A 16,493-nucleotide genomic window follows, 5' to 3' on the forward strand; every position below is an offset into this window, starting at 1 on the left:
CAGGGCGTAGGTGACACAAGCCCCAGCACGGTGTTGGATAGATGCACATTGCCAACGGGCGCCTGTCACGATCGAGGTTAGTCGTTGGCCCCGGTGTCCGATGGCGCCGTGCAACGGGCGCGCGGCCCACATCGTGATAATGATTGACATTGTGCTGGCGCTTATGCCGACCTACGCCTGGTTTATATATCGGTGGTGCCATTGGCGACGATGACACAAGCCCCGGCAAGATGTTGGATAAGTGCACATTGTCAACGGGCGCCTGTCACGATCGGGGTAATCGTTGGCCCCGGTGTCGGATGGCGCGCGGCCCACATCGTGATAATGATTGGCATTGTGCTGGCGCTTATACCGACCTACGCCTGGTTTATATATCGGTGGTACCATTGGCGTAGGTGACACAAGCCCCAGCACGATGATGGACATGTGCACATTGTCAACGGGCGCCTGTCACGATCGGGGTAATCGTTGGCCCCGGTGTCCGATGGCGCCGTGCAACGGGCGCGCGGCCCACATCGTGATAATGATTGACATTGTGCTGGCGCTTATGCCGACCTACGCCTGGTTTATATATCGGTGGTGCCATTGGCGACGATGACACAAGCCCCAGCACGATGATGGACATGTGCACATTGTCAACGGGCGCCTGTCACGTTTGGCGCCAAATTTGACCTCAATATCGGAGGCGCGCAGGGCACATCAATGCACGAGGCATACATCGTAATGGCGCTTATAGCGACCTACTCGATATTCAGGATTTTTGAATACAGAACGCTTCGCTTACGGAATACGGAAAAGCGTAAAGCCGTTCCTAGGCCCTAGGATTCTCGGACCTAGCTCCCTCTCAACCACTTGCCTCTAACAACCGGCCGTTAAAAGAATCGTTGGAGACGATGTATTCGGCATTGCGAATAAATTCATCATCAATGCCGCTGTTCGCCTGGTGACGATGACGGGGAACAATACCGCCGACACGAATTTTCAGTGCTGATAGCTCCTTCGCCCACCGTTGGGTCAAGCCGCCAATCATGGCGTTGGCAACCGTATCCGGCGTGAGGTGAGTGCCCGCGACATTAATGATCACACCAGGCGTGCCGCGTTGTTGCATGCATTCTGCTGCGCGTTGGACCACCAGAAAATATTGTGACGTGGTATCACTGAGGGTTTTGGGGCCATCGTAGTGTTTTTGTCTGTCAAACAGACTAGGCAAAACATCCCCTTGCCAATGATTGATCAGTACATCAATCCCACCAAAAAGCTGAGTGACTTGGGTGAACGCATCGTGAATCGAATCAGGCTCATGATCGGCGAGACAAATAGGCTGAACACGCCCCAGGTAGTCGCGACATTGATCGGCACTTAGGCGTAGTGCTGGCCACTCGGTATCGAGCAAAACCACGTTTGCGCCAAGCGAGCAAAAGTGCTCAGCCATGGCGCGTCCGGACGGTGAGCCACCTGCGGTAATGACGACCACTGCGCTATCGATCTTCATGAGAATTTCCTCATAATTATCAGTCTATTAAAACAACCTGATGCATTTATTTACCCAAGCAAATCACGAGAAAGTGACAGCTTACTCACACCCTATTCAAGCATGGGAGTGTAATACTGGACCATAAATACGAGGACTGCGAAAAAAAGACGCAAAACGTCAGGAGGAATGGCAAAAAGAATATCGGGAATCTATAGAGGATCACAGTTTGATAAAGGATCAACAAATGTCATCAAGATCGGCTTGCGATCTGACGCATTATGCGCTCACACGCATTTTATCAAAGCAATGCGAAGTGGTGAGTTTTTCATACAAGGTGGCAGGGTTATAGGCGGGGCGCTTGGGCTCGGTATCGGCTAAATGACGGCGCTCGTGGCCAGACAAATTATGATAGACCGCCTCATCAAAACCGTGTGTGCCTTGGGGCGGATAATGCATTGCCGCTGGGGCAAGCTGAAAGCGTAGATTCGCGCTGGCAATGCCGCCGCGGTGAAAGGCATCGGCTTGTGCCCCTGCTCGCAAATAGTCTTGTTCATTGCTCGCGGCAAGAGGTTGCGGCTCAGCCAGCTGGAACTGCTGACGGAGTACCTGGTCATTGCTGACGGGCTTATCGACGGGTGTCAGTGGGGTTGACTCGTTGGCATCCGCTGACAATAAGGCCATCATCAGGGCAAAGTCGGAACGACGACCTTGTACCACCGCTTGGTTTAGGTTGTCCCCAAACTGAACGTCGCTAATCAGCTGCGCTTTGTCGATGGTATGGATAGTCACTGTGGTTACCCTAGTTATGACCTAGTCGATAATGGTGATAACTAGGGTATCGGCCGCGAGAATAAAACTTTAACACTTTTATTTTATCCTACGCCTGTCTGTGCGGCCTTGTATTCTCTATGGATGTACACGGGAAATTAGCCTGCTTGAGCAAGCCGCGGTTGCAAGGGCTGCGTACTCTGACCTGCAAAATGCTGCATCGAAAACGCCACCCGGTCTTCCGGTAAAGGCGGGTAGCGACAAGGTGGTAGCGATTCGATCAGGGCAAGACGCGGGAGCAGGCCACATCCATTGGCAATTTGAATGGCGAGGCCTGGGCGAGCATTGAGCTCCAGTACCATTGGACCTTTATCTTTATCCAGCACCATATCGGTGCCCATATAACCCAAATCTGTCATTTCCCATGCGCTGGCGGCGAGGGTCAGCAGCTGCTGCCAGTGAGGCACTCTAAGGGTATAGAGATCTTGGTGCGTATCGGGGTGGTGAGTAATAGGGCGATTAAACTGGACCGCTTTTAGTGCTTTACCTGTCGCAATATCTAACCCGACGCCGACGGCCCCTTGGTGTAAGTTAGCTTTGCCATCAGACGCCGATGTCGATAGACGCATCATTGCCATCACTGGGTAGCCTTGAAAAACGATCACCCGGATATCAGGCACACCCTCATAGCTAAATCCTTGAAAGCTATCATCAAACGCAATTAAGTTTTCGACCACCGCCACATCGGCTTTGCCACCCAGCGAGAACAGGCCCGCCAAGGTATTGGTGATATGGCGCTCCACATCATTGTGGCTGACCGCTTTCCCTGAGGCTTTGGTATAGACACCTTGGTGGTTTTTAGTTACCACTAAGATACCTTTCCCGCCAGAGCCCTGTGCAGGCTTAATCACAAAGCCGGGCCAATTGGCGACCATGGCGTGGATGCGTTTGACATCCGCTTGGCTGTCAATCACCCCAATCAGTTCAGGCACCGTGGCCCCCGCTTGTTGGGCGATGAGTTTAGTTTTTAGCTTGTCATCAACCAACGGATACAAACGCCGATCATTGTAACGTCCAATATAGCGAATGTTGCGCTGGTTCATGCCCATGATCCCCGCTTGGTTAAGCCGAAACGGCGAGGCTAACTTATCGAGGAGTTTGCGCATCATCGTCTCCTGAGGTGGCTGCCAGTCCAAGTGGCTTATTACTCGGCTCCGCTAGGGGGCGGAAGCGCTTGAGTTCCGACAAGCGATAGCCCGTGTAATTACCCAGTAGCAAAATAAGGGCGAGAATAACCAACTGCAGGCCAATAAAGTTAAAGGTGAGATGGCRAACCAAATCATTAGTCATCGCTAAATACACCAGTACGGCAGTGAGCAGTGAGCCGCCACCTTGAATCACCACTTCCTTCGCCCCTTCTTCTTCCCACAAAATCGACATCCGTTCGATGGTCCACGACAAAATGATCATCGGGAAGAAGGTAATGGTGAGTCCCTCCATTAAGCCAATGTGGAAGGCAATCACGCTAAACACGGAAATAATCAGGATCACGGTAATAATCACCGCGGAAATTCGTGCTACCAGGAGTAAATTGAGCCGGGATAAGTAGCTTCTGATCACCAGCCCCGTACCGACAATGAGTACAAAACCAACAATACCGGTAATGAGCTGGGTCTGGACAAAGGCGACGGCAATGAGCACTGGCATAAAAGTACCAGAGGTTTTGAGCCCCACAATCACCCGCAAGAACACCACAATGAGCGCACCGATTGGGATCAGCATGATGGTTTTGAACATCGCCTGCTCTTCAATCGGCAAGCTGTGAATCGAGAAGTTGAGCAAATCGTCGGCCGACACCTTGGCTGAGGTGGCCTGCTGCGGACTGATGTCTTGCGAAATAATGGAGAAGTGCACCTGGCTGTGCTCACCGCCCATTACTTCTAGCAGCGGCCCGCCATGCTGGTTCCATAACAGCGTGTTATCGTGATGGCCATTTTGGCCGCTCACCAAGTCAAACAAATGCCAGCGGCTGTCTTGCCACACTTGCAACATGGGAGAAATGCTTTGTCGACGCCGGCCATCCTCAAGCTCTAAACCGCCCACTACGCGCGCATGAATGCCTTCAAGGGCCAAGGTTTTGCGCAGGGCGTCGGGTTTATCCAGTGTGTTGAGCAGCAGCGCCGCGTTTTGACTATCAGGACTATTAAGCTGCTTAATCAGCTCGCGGGTCAAAGTGATGTTATCGGCAGAGCGAGCACGAGCACGGTCAAGCAAAGCGAGTGCGGCGTTTTTAGCCGCAWTATCCATGACAGGCGTCGCCACCGCGTCATCCTCTGGTGGGGTCATGRTGTAGCGCGCACTGTCATCGACCAGCATCTGGTTTTTAAAATAAAGGGTTTGCTCACCATTGGCGTGACGTGCCGACCACTGTGCTTGGCGGCCATGCTCTGTATCGAGCAAGGAAAACCCGTACCCGGCCGATGAAGTACTTTCATCAATCAGGGTCAGACCGGGTTGGCTATCAGGTGCGGCCAAGCTGACTTTGACCGGCCCGTTGGTGGCATCAAAATTGATTCTGGCCTCGATTTGCCACACTTGGCGCGTTTCATCTGCCAGCCATGGCACGCCATAAACAAGATGGCGGTAGGCACTGAGTGCGATGCCAGCGACGACCAAAAAGCCAATCAAAAAATAAAAAGGAACCCGTGAAACCATATCGATTACCTACTTGTTGGGGGTGTCGTCATCGCCTGGCTCCGTTGGCGTGTCCGGCTGATATTGCGGATGAATGTGCACTTGGCTGACATCAACCACCGCCAAGTCTTTAAAAAATGCGCGGCCAAGCAGCACTGGGTATTCCATGTTGGTGCGATCGGCGAGGGTGAATTCGGTTTTTTCATGGATCTTGCCCACGCGGATCCAGGCTTCGACCACCGGGCGGCGCTCGGTGCTATCGCTCGACGACTGACGGATACGCACCCAACGTTTCACTGGCATTTCCATAAATACCGGCTGGTCATTGTTTTCACTGTGATTGACGTTGAACTTGACCCAGGTATCGCCGTCACGCTCAAATTCTTGGATATCTACCGCGTTGAGTGAGGAGGTTTCAGCACCGGTATCCACACGGGATTGGAAGGTGTTTTCGACCGCGTCAAACCAGACAAATTCGCGTCCTCCAAGAATAATCTTGCCGTCGTTAACCGGTACCCGTACCACTTTTTCTTTCACTTTTACGTCAGGGGGATTGGTCGCCATATTGGCGTAAACTTTGGCCTGCGTGCGTTGAATGACTGACAGTTGGGTCTCAAGTGCGGTCACTTTATCTGCCAACTGGTTGAGTGTTGCGCCCTGTTGCGTGAAGGTCTCGGTAAGCGCTTGCTGTTGTTGCTGGCTTTGAGCTGCCAGGTTATCAAATTTATTGAGCGTTTCTTGATGTTGGTGCTGCGAGGTTAATGTGCAGCCGGACACCGTAAGTAAAAGCGCACTGATCAGTGAGCAACGAAATAGCATCTAAATCTCCACAGCATAAGAAGGATTGCGGCTAGCCATGTCACAGGCATTAGCGCCCTGATGGCGACGGCGAGAGCAAATTCTAAAGGATGCGGCTAAGATGGGTAGGGGGATTCTGTCAAATGTTAGTCAGAATTGACTAAATGCTGATTTAATCAACGGTCATAAAGCAAAGTCGTTAGCAAACAAGCACTCAAGCGGTGAAATAAAACGCAGTTCTCAATACAAGCGTCGCGATTGCGAGCGTAACGTCAGGGCAGGGTGGATGCCAGGTAAAGACGCTTCAACACCGCCGCCAATCGGAGGGTAACTGGCGGTGGTGTTGTTTTTCAGACCCAGCAAGTTAGTCTGGGTTGCGAGCCACTAAGATCGCGCGTTTGGGGGCTGGATACCCTTCGATGGTTTGCGCTGGGTCATCTGGGTTGAGGTACTCAGGCAGCGAGTTATGGGTCATCCACTCGGTACTGCGCTGTTCATCCGTGGTGGTGACGCACTCGTCGACAATACGCACATCGACAAATCCAACTTTTTCCAGCCAGACTTTTAACGCACGCGCGGACGGGAAAAAGTAGACGTTGCGCATTTGTGCATAGCGACTGGTCGGCACCAACACCGCGTTTTCGTCCCCATCGATCACTAAGGTTTCCAGCACCAGCTCGCCATCTTTGCGCAACTGATCTTTGAGTTGCATCAGATGATCGAGGGGGGAGCGGCGATGGTACAGCACGCCCATGCTGAATACGGTGTCGAACGCGCGTAGCGCAGGGAGTTTCTCGATCCCTAAAGGCAACAAGTGCGCGCGCTGATCGTTACCCATCAAGCGCCGAATGGCATCGAATTGCATCAAGAAAAGCTCTGATGGATCGATGCCCACGGTCAGTTCGGCCCCTTCGCCCAACATGCGCCACATGTGATAACCATTGCCGCAACCGACATCAAGCACATAACGCCCTTTTAGCGGCGAAATATGCGGCCGCACCCGATCCCACTTCCAATCGGAGCGCCATTCGGTATCAATATCAATGCCGTGTACCTGGTACGGGCCTTTACGCCAAGGGTGCAAGGTGCGTAATAAGTTTTCTAATTTTTTGCGCTCGCCATTAGGCAAGCTACTGTCATCACCTATACGCACCGCGTCTTTCAGTTCAACCGTCTCGGGCGCAGTGGTTGGGATCTTGTGCAGGACTTTTATCCACTTAGGCATATCGCCATGCGGCTGGTTTTGCCACTCGGCTAATTGTGCTGGCAACACCTCGAGCCAATGGCTTAGACGGTTTTTGGCGATCAGCTGATAAAAATCGGAAAAATCAAACATCAGATTACTCGTACTGTCAGGCTCGTCTTACTTAATCGCGAGCATCGAACCAAAGTTAAAACACTGGAACCACATGGCGACGCTGCTAAAGCCAATGGCATGGAGCCGCGCTTGGTGGGTGGTAATACTGTCTGGACGCATCACATTCTCAAGTGCACTGCGCTTTTGGCTGATCTCAAGCTCGCTATAGCCATTGGCGCGCTTGAAATCGTGGTGTAAATCGATCAGCAACTCATTGGCGGTGTCATCTTCAAAGCGGTACTTCTCGGATAAAATCAGGATCCCACCAGGTTTTAAGCCTTGGTAAATGCGAGTGAGTAGGGCTTGGCGATCGTCAGGGCTTAAAAACTGTAGGGTAAAATTGAGCACCACCATCGACGCATTGGTTATCTCGACATCGCGAATATCAGCTTCGCGAACCTCAACATCGGCGGCGCCGCGATACGCATTAACATGCAAGCGACAACGCTCAACCATGGCTTGTGAGTTATCCACCGCGATGATTTTGCAGCTGTCATGAGGAATATGGCGACGCATCGATAAAGTGGCAGCACCTAGCGAACAGCCCAGATCGTAAATATGACTATCAGGCGCAGCAAAACGCTTGGCCAGCATGCCAATGGCCGAAATGATATTGCTGTATCCCGGCACCGATCGCTGGATCATATCCGGGAACACTTCGGCGACATTTTCATCGAAGGTGAAGTCGCCCATTTTCTCGATAGGCGCAGCGAAAATTTTATCCTGATTAGCCATGTAAGCCCCTACACATCAGCCTAGCAGGCAGGTTCTCGCGCATGACGCGCGTAAACCCTGCCACAAAAGCGGCGTATTGTAGTGAATTTTTCTGTCCCTGTCTGCACGGTGAGCGCGCCGCGTGGGGCGGACATTAAAACAATGCCCCTTGCTGGCTTTGCGCGGCGCGCGTGACGGAAGCCAGTGGCGTTGATAAATCAAGACGTTGATACAAGTGTGCAGCCAGTGCAGGGGCCTGGTCGTTATCTGAGGTATGAATCATTAAATAGGGCGTTTTGCCCGCGGCGATCCATTGAGATAAGGGTGAGATCCAAGGGTCAAAAAACGCGGTATTTTCGGGCAAATCCGGATGGCCGATAAAACGCACCATGGGGGCATCGCTGGTGGCGATGACATGCACGGGCACCCGGGGCTTTTTCTTTTGCGCATCAATAATCGCCGGAGTGTCGGGTTTAGCCGCAAACACCGGGCGGCTGTCCATGATCACACGGTTGGCGTGATGATCGATTAACAGCCGGTTGAGTGCTTTCTCTGCGTCGCCTTTGGCAAAAAAGGCGGGATGACGCACCTCTACCCCAAGGGAAAACTCGCGGGGTAGCGACTCAAGAAATGCCGCTAAGCTTGCTAAACCCTCCGGGCCAAAACGCGCTGGCAGCTGAATCGTCCACTGACCAATATGGTCATGGAGCGGGGCCATCAGCTTGATAAAGTCAGCGGTTAAGTCTTGCGCATGGCGCAGCTGGCATTGATGAGTAATGGTTTTAGGCAGCTTAAAGGTAAATTGAAAGCTGTCTGGAATGGCGGCTGCCCAATTATTCACCGTTTGCGGCGACGGGGAGGCGTAAAAGGTCGTATTTCCTTCAACCGTGTTAAACACCTCGGCATAGCGGGCTAAACGCTCGCCCGACTGGGTGCCTGGCGGGTAAAAATGATGCTGCCAACTAGGATGAGACCATTGCGTCAGCCCCAATCGTAAGGGCGGATTCAGGTCTTGGTGTAATAGGGATACCATGCCCGTAATGATGCCTTGCCAACCAATAGGGCACTAGCCTAAAAGGAATTGAACAAAAAAACTATCGGTTTTAAGCGCGATCGCTTTACCAAGAGCGGGGCTTTTCCTTTATAATGGCAGGCTTTGACAGTAACGGCACTCATGGGGGCGTACCGTCAGGTACGACAGACGCTGTTACCCGAATTCCCCTCAGTATTTGGCAGGCTTGTGCCCCAGGGGCAAGCGGAATCATCAGAACAGATCAGGAATAATCTATGCGCACCCAATATTGTGGTCACCTGAATAAAGCCCACGTCGGGCAAGAAGTAAGTCTTTGTGGTTGGGTTAACCGCCGCCGTGATTTGGGCGGCTTGATTTTTATCGACATGCGCGACCGTGAGGGTCTGGTGCAAGTTGTGATTGACCCTGATATGGGTGATGTTTACGAGCAAGCAAACAAATTGCGTAACGAATTTTGCCTGACCATCCGTGGTGAAGTACGTGCGCGCCCAGAGAGCCAGATCAACAGTGATATGGCCACTGGCGAAGTGGAAGTGGTGGCGAAAGGGTTGGAGATCATCAACCGCAGTGCACCGATGCCAATTGACTTTAACCAGTTTATTTCCGAAGAGCAGCGCCTGAAGTATCGCTACCTTGACTTGCGCCGCCCCGAAATGAGCGATCGGATTAAACTGCGTGCCAAAGCCACCAGCTTTGTCCGTCGTTTCCTTGATGACAATGACTTTTTAGACATCGAAACTCCGGTACTCACCAAAGCGACCCCTGAAGGCGCACGTGATTACTTGGTGCCAAGCCGTGTGCACAAAGGCAACTTTTATGCGCTGCCGCAATCACCACAGCTGTTTAAACAGTTGTTGATGATGTCCGGGTTCGATCGTTACTACCAAATCGTGAAGTGCTTCCGTGATGAAGATTTGCGTGCCGATCGCCAGCCAGAGTTTACCCAGATTGATATCGAAACCTCGTTTATGAGCGCCGATCAAGTGCGCGAGGTCACCGAGCAATTGATCCGTGACATGTGGCAATCACTGCTTAATGTCGACCTGGGCGCGTTCCCCACCATGAAGTATGAAGAAGCGATGCGCCGTTTTGGCTCCGACAAGCCAGATTTGCGTAACCCGCTCGAAATCGTCGATGTAGCAGACATCGTTAAAGATGTTGAATTTAAAGTGTTCTCTGGCCCGGCAAACGATGAGAAAGGCCGCGTGGCTGTGATTCGTGTACCAGGCGGTGCCAGCTTGTCGCGCAAGCAGATTGATGAATACACCCATTTTGTTGGCATCTACGGCGCCAAAGGCTTGGCGTGGATGAAAGTCAACGACCGCGACGCCGGTTTTGATGGCATTCAATCGCCGGTGGCCAAGTTCCTCAATGCCGAAGTGGTAGAAAGCATTCTGTCACGCACCGAGGCGCAAACCGGTGACATTATCCTATTCGGCGCAGACAAAAAGTCTGTCGTTACCGAAGCGCTTGGCGCACTGCGTGTGAAGTTAGGCCTGGATCTGGAGCTGACCGACACCCAAGCGTGGGCACCATTGTGGGTGATTGACTTCCCAATGTTTGAGGAAGACGACGAAGGTAACTTGCATGCGATGCACCACCCGTTCACTGCGCCGACAGACGTGACACCTGAAGAGCTGGTGGCAAATCCTGCGGCGGCGAACTCTAACGCGTATGACATGGTGATTAATGGCTACGAAGTGGGCGGTGGCTCGGTGCGTATCCATAACCCAGAAATGCAAGCCGCGGTATTTGAGACGTTAGGTATCGATGAGCAAGAGCAGCGCAAGAAATTCGGCTTCTTGCTGGATGCGTTGCAATACGGCACCCCACCACACGCGGGTCTGGCGTTTGGTATGGATCGCCTGGTGATGTTGCTATCCGGCACCGAAAACATTCGCGACGTGATTGCCTTCCCGAAAACCACTGCAGCGGCCTGCTTGATGACTGACGCGCCAAGCCTGGCCAATGACGCGGCGCTTGAAGAGCTGGCTCTCAGCATTACCGCGGCGGCAGAGCAAAACGAACACAGCGAATAAATTCGCCTGATGACGGGCAAATAGCCTTGCCCGTCTTATCCTTGGGGCCGATAACTGCCGCAATCACGCGGTGATATCACGGCTGCAAGGTCACTGTCTCAACGCGCCTCAGACTGAAAAGCCAAGGCGCGTTTTTTCTTATAACTCCTTTCACGTGAGGGGAGCGCAAAAAAACGGAGAGTCGATATGGCAGGTCACAGTAAGTGGTCGAACATTAAACACCGTAAAGCTGCTCAAGACGCGAAGCGCGGTAAGATTTTCACCAAACTTATCCGAGAAATTGTGGTGGCAACCAAAGAGGGGGGCCCCGAGGCGGAAACCAACCCACGTTTGCGTGCCGCGGTGGACAAAGCGCTATCAAATAACATGACGCGCGACACCATCAACCGCGCGATTTCACGCGGGGCAGGCGGCGAAGGTGACGAGAACATGGAAACCGTCATCTATGAAGGCTATGGCCCCGCGGGCACCGCGGTGATGGTGGAGTGCATGACCGATAACCGCAACCGCACGGTATCAGGGGTGCGCCATGCGTTTTCCAAATCCGGTGGTAACCTGGGGACCGATGGTTCAGTCAGCTTCTTATTTGATAAAAAAGGGGTGATCACCTATGCCTCTGGCCTGGAAGAAGATGCGGTGATGGAAGCGGCGCTCGAAGGCGGCGCGGACGATGTGGTCACCTATGACGACGGTTCAATGGATGTGTACACCACGCCTAATGACTTTGGCTATGTGAAAGATGCTCTGGATAAAGCCGGGTTTGAGGCTGAACGTGCCGAAGTGACGCAGGTGCCATCCACCAAAGCGGAGTTAGATGCAGACACGGCCCCGAAACTGCTGCGCTTGATCGATACGTTAGAAGACCTTGACGATGTGCAAGAAGTCTACCACAACGGTGATATCTCGGACGAAGTGGCAGCGAGTTTAAGCTAAATGGCAGTGATACTGGGAATTGACCCAGGTTCGCGGATCACCGGTTATGGGGTGATCCGCCAACATGGTCGGCATCTTGAATATCTCGGTAGTGGCTGTATTCGTACCGAGACAGACGACTTACCCGGTCGACTAAAGCATATCTACGCAGGGGTGAGCGAAGTCATCACCCAATTTCAGCCAGATAACTTTGCTATCGAGCAAGTGTTTATGGCCCGCAACGCGGATTCAGCGCTTAAACTGGGTCAAGCGCGCGGCAGTGCCATTGTTGCGGCGGTAAACGCCGATTTACCTGTCTCTGAATATGCCGCCAGGCTTATCAAGCAAGCCGTAGTGGGAAAAGGCAGCGCGGATAAAAAGCAAGTGCAGCATATGGTAACCCATATGTTAAAGCTCAGTGCCACCCCGCAAGCCGATGCCGCCGATGCCCTCGCGGTTGCCATTTGTCATGCCCACACCAACCACACCCTCATCGCCATGGCCGGCAAAGCCAACGCCGCCCGCCGCGGCCGGTATCGGTAAAAGCGCCTAGGGATTTACTCGTTCCCACGCTCCTGCGTGGGAATGCATACAATGACAAAATTTATACATCGATGGTGCCATTGGCGTCGATGACACAAGCTCCAGCAAAATGTTGGATAAGAGCACATTGTCAACGGGCGCCTGTCACGATCGGTGCCAAATTTACCGCCAATGTCGGATGGCGCGCGGCCCACATCGTGATAATGATTGGCATTGTCCTGGCGCTTATCCCGACCTACGCCTGGTTTCTATATCGGTGGTCATATTTAATTTCGATGATCCCATTGGCGTAGGTGACACAAGCCCCGGCAAGGTGTTGGGTATGTGCACATTGTCAACGGGCGCGCGGCGGAAATCACACCAAGCTTGCGCGATCGAGAAGGCGCTTATGCCGACCTACACCTGATTTATACATCGGTGGTGCCATTGGCTACGATTACTCGTTCCCACGCTCCTGCGTGGGAATGCATACAATGACAAAAGTTATACATCGATGGTGCCATTGGCGTAGGTGACACAAGCCCCAGCAAAATGTTGGATAAGAGCACATTGTCAACGGGCGCGCGGCCCACATCGTGATAATGATTGGCATTGTCCTGGCGCTTATACCGACCTACGCCTGGTTTATATATCGGTGGTCATATTTAATTTCGATGATCCCATTGGCGTAGGTGACACAAGCCCCAGCAAAATGTTGGATAAGAGCACATTGTCAACGGGCGCCTGTCACGATCGGCGCCAAATTTAACATCGATGTCAATTTTAACCGCCAATGTCGGATGGCGCGCGGCGGAAATCACACCAAGCTTGCGCGATCGAGAAGGCGCTTATGCCGACCTACGCCTGGTTTCTATATCGGTGGTCATATTTAATTTCGATGATCCCATTGGCGTAGGTGACACAAGCCCCGGCAAGGTGTTGGGTATGTGCACATTGTCAACGGGCGCCAGTTGCACTGCGCCTGTCACGATCGGTGCCAAATTTACCGCCAATGTCGGATGGCGCGCGGCGGAAATCACACCAAGCTTGCGCGATCGAGAAGGCGCTTATGCCGACCTACGCCTGATTTATACATCGGTGGTGCCATTGGCTACGATTACTCGTTCCCACGCTCCTGCGTGGGAATGCATACAATGACAAAATTTATACATCGATGGTGCCATTGGCGTCGATGACACAAGCTCCAGCAAAATGTTGGATAAGAGCACATTGTCAACGGGCGCCAGTTGCACTGCGCCTGTCACGATCGGTGCCAATTTTGACCACGATGTCGATGGCGCCGTGCAACGGGCGCGCGGCCGGCTTGGGTATTCATTATTGATATTGTGCTGGCGCTTATGCCGACCTACGCCTGGTTTCTATATCGGTGGTCATATTTAATTTCGATGATCCCATTGGCGTAGGTGACACAAGCCCCAGCAAAATGTTGGATGAGAGCACATTGTSAACGGGCGCCAGTTGCACTGCGCCTGTCACGATCGGTGCCAATTTTGACCACGATGTCGATGGCGCCGTGCAACGGGCGCGCGGCCGGCTTGGGTATTCATTATTGATATTGTCCTGGCGCTTATACCGACCTACGCCTGGTTTCTATATCGGTGGTCATATTTAATTTCGATGATCCCATTGGCGTCGATGACACAAGCCCCAGCACGATGATGAATATGTGTACATTGTGAACGGGCGCCTGTCACGATCGGTGCCAATTTTGACCACGATGTCGATGGCGCCGTGCAACGGGCGCGCGGCGCAAATCACACCAAGCTTGCGCGATCGAGTTGGCGCTTATGCCGACCTACGCCTGATTTATATATCAGTGGTCATATTTAATTTCGATGATCCCATTGGCGTAGGTGACACAAGCCCCAGCAAAATGTTGGATAAGAGCACATTGCCAACGGGCGCGCGGCCGGCTTGGGTATTCATTATTGATATTGTGCTGGCGCTTATGCCGACCTACGCGATATTCGGGATTTTTGAATACAGAACGCTTCGCTTACGGAGTACAGAAGAGAGCAGAAAGCAGAAAGTAGTTCCTAGGAACTTTATCTACCAGAGCTGGCACGATAGGCTTTTCCGTATTCCGTCAATTCGACTGGATATAGATCCAGTTATTCTTTATCCTGGAAGGCAAAGTAACAAACTGAGATGCGATTGTGATAGGCCGATTACAGGGAACCCTGATAGAAAAGCAACCTCCTGAGATTTTGATCGATGTGAACGGCGTCGGCTATGAAGTGAGCATGCCGATGAACTGCTTGTATCAATTGCCGGAGGTGGGCGAAACTGCCACCGTGTACACTCATTTTGTGGTGCGTGAAGATGCGCAACTTCTCTATGGTTTTAGCGGTAAACGTGAGCGAGCGCTGTTTCGGGAAGTGATCAAGGCCAATGGCGTGGGGCCTAAACTGGGGTTAGCGATTTTATCGGGGATGACGGCTAACCACTTTGTCGACAGTGTCGAGCACAATGATGTCTCGACCTTGGTGAAAATCCCTGGCGTGGGCAAGAAAACCGCGGAACGCTTGGTGATTGAAATGCGTGACCGGCTTAAAAACTGGGAAGCGTTCGATCTCTTTACCCCGCACACGGATGCTGCGACGGCTGAGGGCGCAGCCCTACGCGCAGCGCCAGCCACGATTTCGTCTGCCGCGGATGAGGCGGTAAGCGCCTTGGTCGCACTGGGTTATAAAGCGGCGCAGGCGGAGAAAGTGGTTAAACAAATTGCAACTGATGACATGAGCAGCGAAGACGTGATCCGTCACGCGCTGCGTTCAATGGTGTAACCCATGATAGAAGCTGATCGTTTAATCTCGGCGCAAACCACCCCTGATCGGGAAGAAGAGGTGATCGACCGCGCGATTCGTCCTAAGTTATTGGAAGACTACCAGGGGCAAAATCATGTCCGTGATCAGATGGAAATCTTTATCCATGCTGCGCGCAAACGACAAGAAGCGCTCGATCATCTGTTGATTTTTGGCCCGCCAGGTCTGGGTAAAACCACCTTGGCCAATATTGTTGCCAATGAAATGGACGTCAATATTCGCACTACGTCAGGCCCTGTATTAGAAAAAGCCGGCGATCTGGCCGCCTTGCTCACCAACCTTGAGCCTCATGATGTATTATTTATTGATGAAATCCATCGCTTAAGCCCAGTGGTAGAAGAAGTCTTATACCCGGCGATGGAAGACTATCAGCTAGATATTATGATTGGTGAAGGGCCTGCCGCGCGCTCAATCAAAATCGATTTACCGCCGTTTACCCTGATTGGAGCTACCACCCGCGCCGGCTCGCTGACATCGCCCTTGCGTGACCGGTTTGGTATTACTCAGCGTTTAGAGTATTACAGCGTGGGGGATCTAACCGGTATCGTGAAACGCAGCGCCCATTGCTTGGCATTATCAACCGACGAGGAAGGGGCGATGGAAGTGGCGCGTCGTTCTCGTGGTACGCCACGCATTGCCAACCGCTTGCTCCGCCGTGTGCGTGATTATGCCGAAGTAAAAGGCACGGGAGATATCAGTGCTGACATAGCCCAACGCGCGCTCGATATGCTCGATGTCGACAGCCAAGGGTTTGACTACATGGATCGCAAGCTACTCAATGCTATTATTGAGAAGTTCGATGGCGGGCCGGTGGGGCTTGATAACTTAGCGGCGGCGATTGGCGAAGAGAAAGACACCATCGAAGATGTGATTGAGCCTTATTTGATTCAACAAGGCTACCTGCAACGCACACCACGTGGCCGGATTGCCAGCCAGCGTGCCTATTTGCACTTTGGCTTTGATTTGCCGAAAACCTAGTCGGCTAAGACTGAGCGAAAAATCCTCGCAAACCTTAATCAAGATCAAGACGTTTTTTGCTAAAACAGCCCCATTGGCCGACAACCAATGGGTTTTTTTGATCTAGATTAAGGTTATGTAGCACGTGAACCCTTATCGTAACCCCATCTGCTAGCGGTTGCTGGTGACGAGACAATGAGAAGTGGCTTCCGTTAATGCCGCCGTCTCACCCAGTTTCTTCGCGGTTAATCACAGTTTTGTATCTTGGTTGGTTTGCCTTATTGTTTTTGCAGCCGAGTCGACAAACCGAGCAAAACGCGATTAACACCCCAATGTTGTACCTATAATATTAGTTATACCAATATTATAGGTACAACAT

At 52.3% G+C, this 16,493-nt stretch carries 13 protein-coding genes and 1 pseudogene; 6 read left to right on the plus strand and 8 right to left on the minus strand.

Annotated features, from left to right (window positions below):
• Positions 1-844: 844 nt before the first annotated feature.
• From BZG14_RS12015 to BZG14_RS12050, 8 genes and pseudogenes are all read right to left on the minus strand, one after another.
• Positions 845-1,492 (minus strand): SDR family NAD(P)-dependent oxidoreductase, encoded by a 648-nt coding sequence (locus tag BZG14_RS12015; protein ID WP_077521223.1) that lies wholly within the window; start codon positions 1,490-1,492, stop codon positions 845-847.
• Between the two features lie 258 nt (positions 1,493-1,750).
• A complete protein-coding gene (locus BZG14_RS12020; RefSeq protein ID WP_069361226.1) occupies positions 1,751-2,263 on the minus strand; it encodes a VC2046/SO_2500 family protein in 513 nt (170 codons plus the stop codon).
• A gap of 137 nt (positions 2,264-2,400) precedes the next feature.
• Positions 2,401-3,408 carry an alpha-L-glutamate ligase-like protein gene (locus BZG14_RS12025; RefSeq protein WP_077486936.1) on the minus strand — a complete coding sequence of 336 codons (1,008 nt, stop codon included), beginning with the start codon at positions 3,406-3,408 and terminating at the stop codon, positions 2,401-2,403.
• Positions 3,409-3,454: 46 nt separating this feature from the next.
• Positions 3,455-4,957 (minus strand): annotated as a pseudogene (locus BZG14_RS12030) (inactive transglutaminase family protein); the annotation flags it as partial.
• 9 nt (positions 4,958-4,966) lie between these two features.
• Positions 4,967-5,755 (minus strand): ATP-dependent zinc protease family protein, encoded by a 789-nt coding sequence (locus tag BZG14_RS12035; protein ID WP_077608833.1) that lies wholly within the window; start codon positions 5,753-5,755, stop codon positions 4,967-4,969.
• Positions 5,756-6,098: 343 nt separating this feature from the next.
• Positions 6,099-7,070, minus strand: a complete 972-nt coding sequence (gene cmoB, locus BZG14_RS12040; protein ID WP_077608834.1) for a tRNA 5-methoxyuridine(34)/uridine 5-oxyacetic acid(34) synthase CmoB — start codon at positions 7,068-7,070, stop codon at positions 6,099-6,101.
• A 27-nt stretch (positions 7,071-7,097) separates the two neighbouring features.
• Positions 7,098-7,826, minus strand: a complete 729-nt coding sequence (cmoA, locus tag BZG14_RS12045) for a carboxy-S-adenosyl-L-methionine synthase CmoA (RefSeq protein ID WP_077608835.1) — start codon at positions 7,824-7,826, stop codon at positions 7,098-7,100.
• A gap of 133 nt (positions 7,827-7,959) precedes the next feature.
• The gene (locus BZG14_RS12050) at positions 7,960-8,838 is read right to left on the minus strand and encodes a DUF72 domain-containing protein (protein WP_077608836.1); all 879 of its coding nucleotides are present in this window, start codon (positions 8,836-8,838) and stop codon (positions 7,960-7,962) included.
• 254 nt (positions 8,839-9,092) lie between these two features.
• Between BZG14_RS12050 and aspS the strand changes: the two genes are divergently transcribed.
• From aspS to ruvB, 6 genes are all read left to right on the plus strand, one after another.
• The gene (aspS, locus tag BZG14_RS12055; RefSeq protein WP_069361233.1) at positions 9,093-10,877 is read left to right on the plus strand and encodes an aspartate--tRNA ligase; all 1,785 of its coding nucleotides are present in this window, start codon (positions 9,093-9,095) and stop codon (positions 10,875-10,877) included.
• A gap of 186 nt (positions 10,878-11,063) precedes the next feature.
• Positions 11,064-11,810, plus strand: coding sequence for a YebC/PmpR family DNA-binding transcriptional regulator (locus tag BZG14_RS12060; protein WP_069361234.1), 747 nt, complete (start codon positions 11,064-11,066; stop codon positions 11,808-11,810).
• On the plus strand, positions 11,811-12,332 hold the full coding sequence (ruvC, locus tag BZG14_RS12065) for a crossover junction endodeoxyribonuclease RuvC (protein WP_046075360.1): 522 nt from the start codon (positions 11,811-11,813) through the stop codon (positions 12,330-12,332). It abuts the gene before it with no gap.
• A 753-nt stretch (positions 12,333-13,085) separates the two neighbouring features.
• Positions 13,086-13,469, plus strand: a complete 384-nt coding sequence (locus BZG14_RS12070; RefSeq protein WP_077608837.1) for a hypothetical protein — start codon at positions 13,086-13,088, stop codon at positions 13,467-13,469.
• 1,019 nt (positions 13,470-14,488) lie between these two features.
• The gene (gene ruvA / locus BZG14_RS12080; RefSeq protein WP_077608839.1) at positions 14,489-15,118 is read left to right on the plus strand and encodes a Holliday junction branch migration protein RuvA; all 630 of its coding nucleotides are present in this window, start codon (positions 14,489-14,491) and stop codon (positions 15,116-15,118) included.
• A 3-nt stretch (positions 15,119-15,121) separates the two neighbouring features.
• Positions 15,122-16,135 carry a Holliday junction branch migration DNA helicase RuvB gene (ruvB, locus tag BZG14_RS12085; RefSeq protein ID WP_046075362.1) on the plus strand — a complete coding sequence of 338 codons (1,014 nt, stop codon included), beginning with the start codon at positions 15,122-15,124 and terminating at the stop codon, positions 16,133-16,135.
• Positions 16,136-16,493: the final 358 nt, after the last annotated feature.

Origin of the sequence: Salinivibrio sp. IB282, assembly GCF_001995685.1 — a bacterium.
In the GTDB taxonomy this organism is placed as follows: domain Bacteria; phylum Pseudomonadota; class Gammaproteobacteria; order Enterobacterales; family Vibrionaceae; genus Salinivibrio; species Salinivibrio kushneri.

Excerpts from the sequence above, each read along its gene's own strand:
- BZG14_RS12015 (WP_077521223.1), bottom strand. The coding sequence starts at position 1,492 with ATGAAGATCGATAGCGCAGTGGTCGTCATTACCGCAGGTGGCTCACCG.
- aspS (WP_069361233.1), top strand. The coding sequence starts at position 9,093 with ATGCGCACCCAATATTGTGGTCACCTGAATAAAGCCCACGTCGGGCAA.
- BZG14_RS12070 (WP_077608837.1), top strand. The coding sequence starts at position 13,086 with ATGTCAATTTTAACCGCCAATGTCGGATGGCGCGCGGCGGAAATCACA.
- cmoB (WP_077608834.1), bottom strand. The coding sequence starts at position 7,070 with ATGTTTGATTTTTCCGATTTTTATCAGCTGATCGCCAAAAACCGTCTA.
- BZG14_RS12050 (WP_077608836.1), bottom strand. The coding sequence starts at position 8,838 with ATGGTATCCCTATTACACCAAGACCTGAATCCGCCCTTACGATTGGGG.
- BZG14_RS12035 (WP_077608833.1), bottom strand. The coding sequence starts at position 5,755 with ATGCTATTTCGTTGCTCACTGATCAGTGCGCTTTTACTTACGGTGTCC.
- ruvC (WP_046075360.1), top strand. The coding sequence starts at position 11,811 with ATGGCAGTGATACTGGGAATTGACCCAGGTTCGCGGATCACCGGTTAT.
- BZG14_RS12060 (WP_069361234.1), top strand. The coding sequence starts at position 11,064 with ATGGCAGGTCACAGTAAGTGGTCGAACATTAAACACCGTAAAGCTGCT.
- ruvB (WP_046075362.1), top strand. The coding sequence starts at position 15,122 with ATGATAGAAGCTGATCGTTTAATCTCGGCGCAAACCACCCCTGATCGG.
- BZG14_RS12025 (WP_077486936.1), bottom strand. The coding sequence starts at position 3,408 with ATGCGCAAACTCCTCGATAAGTTAGCCTCGCCGTTTCGGCTTAACCAA.
- cmoA (WP_077608835.1), bottom strand. The coding sequence starts at position 7,826 with ATGGCTAATCAGGATAAAATTTTCGCTGCGCCTATCGAGAAAATGGGC.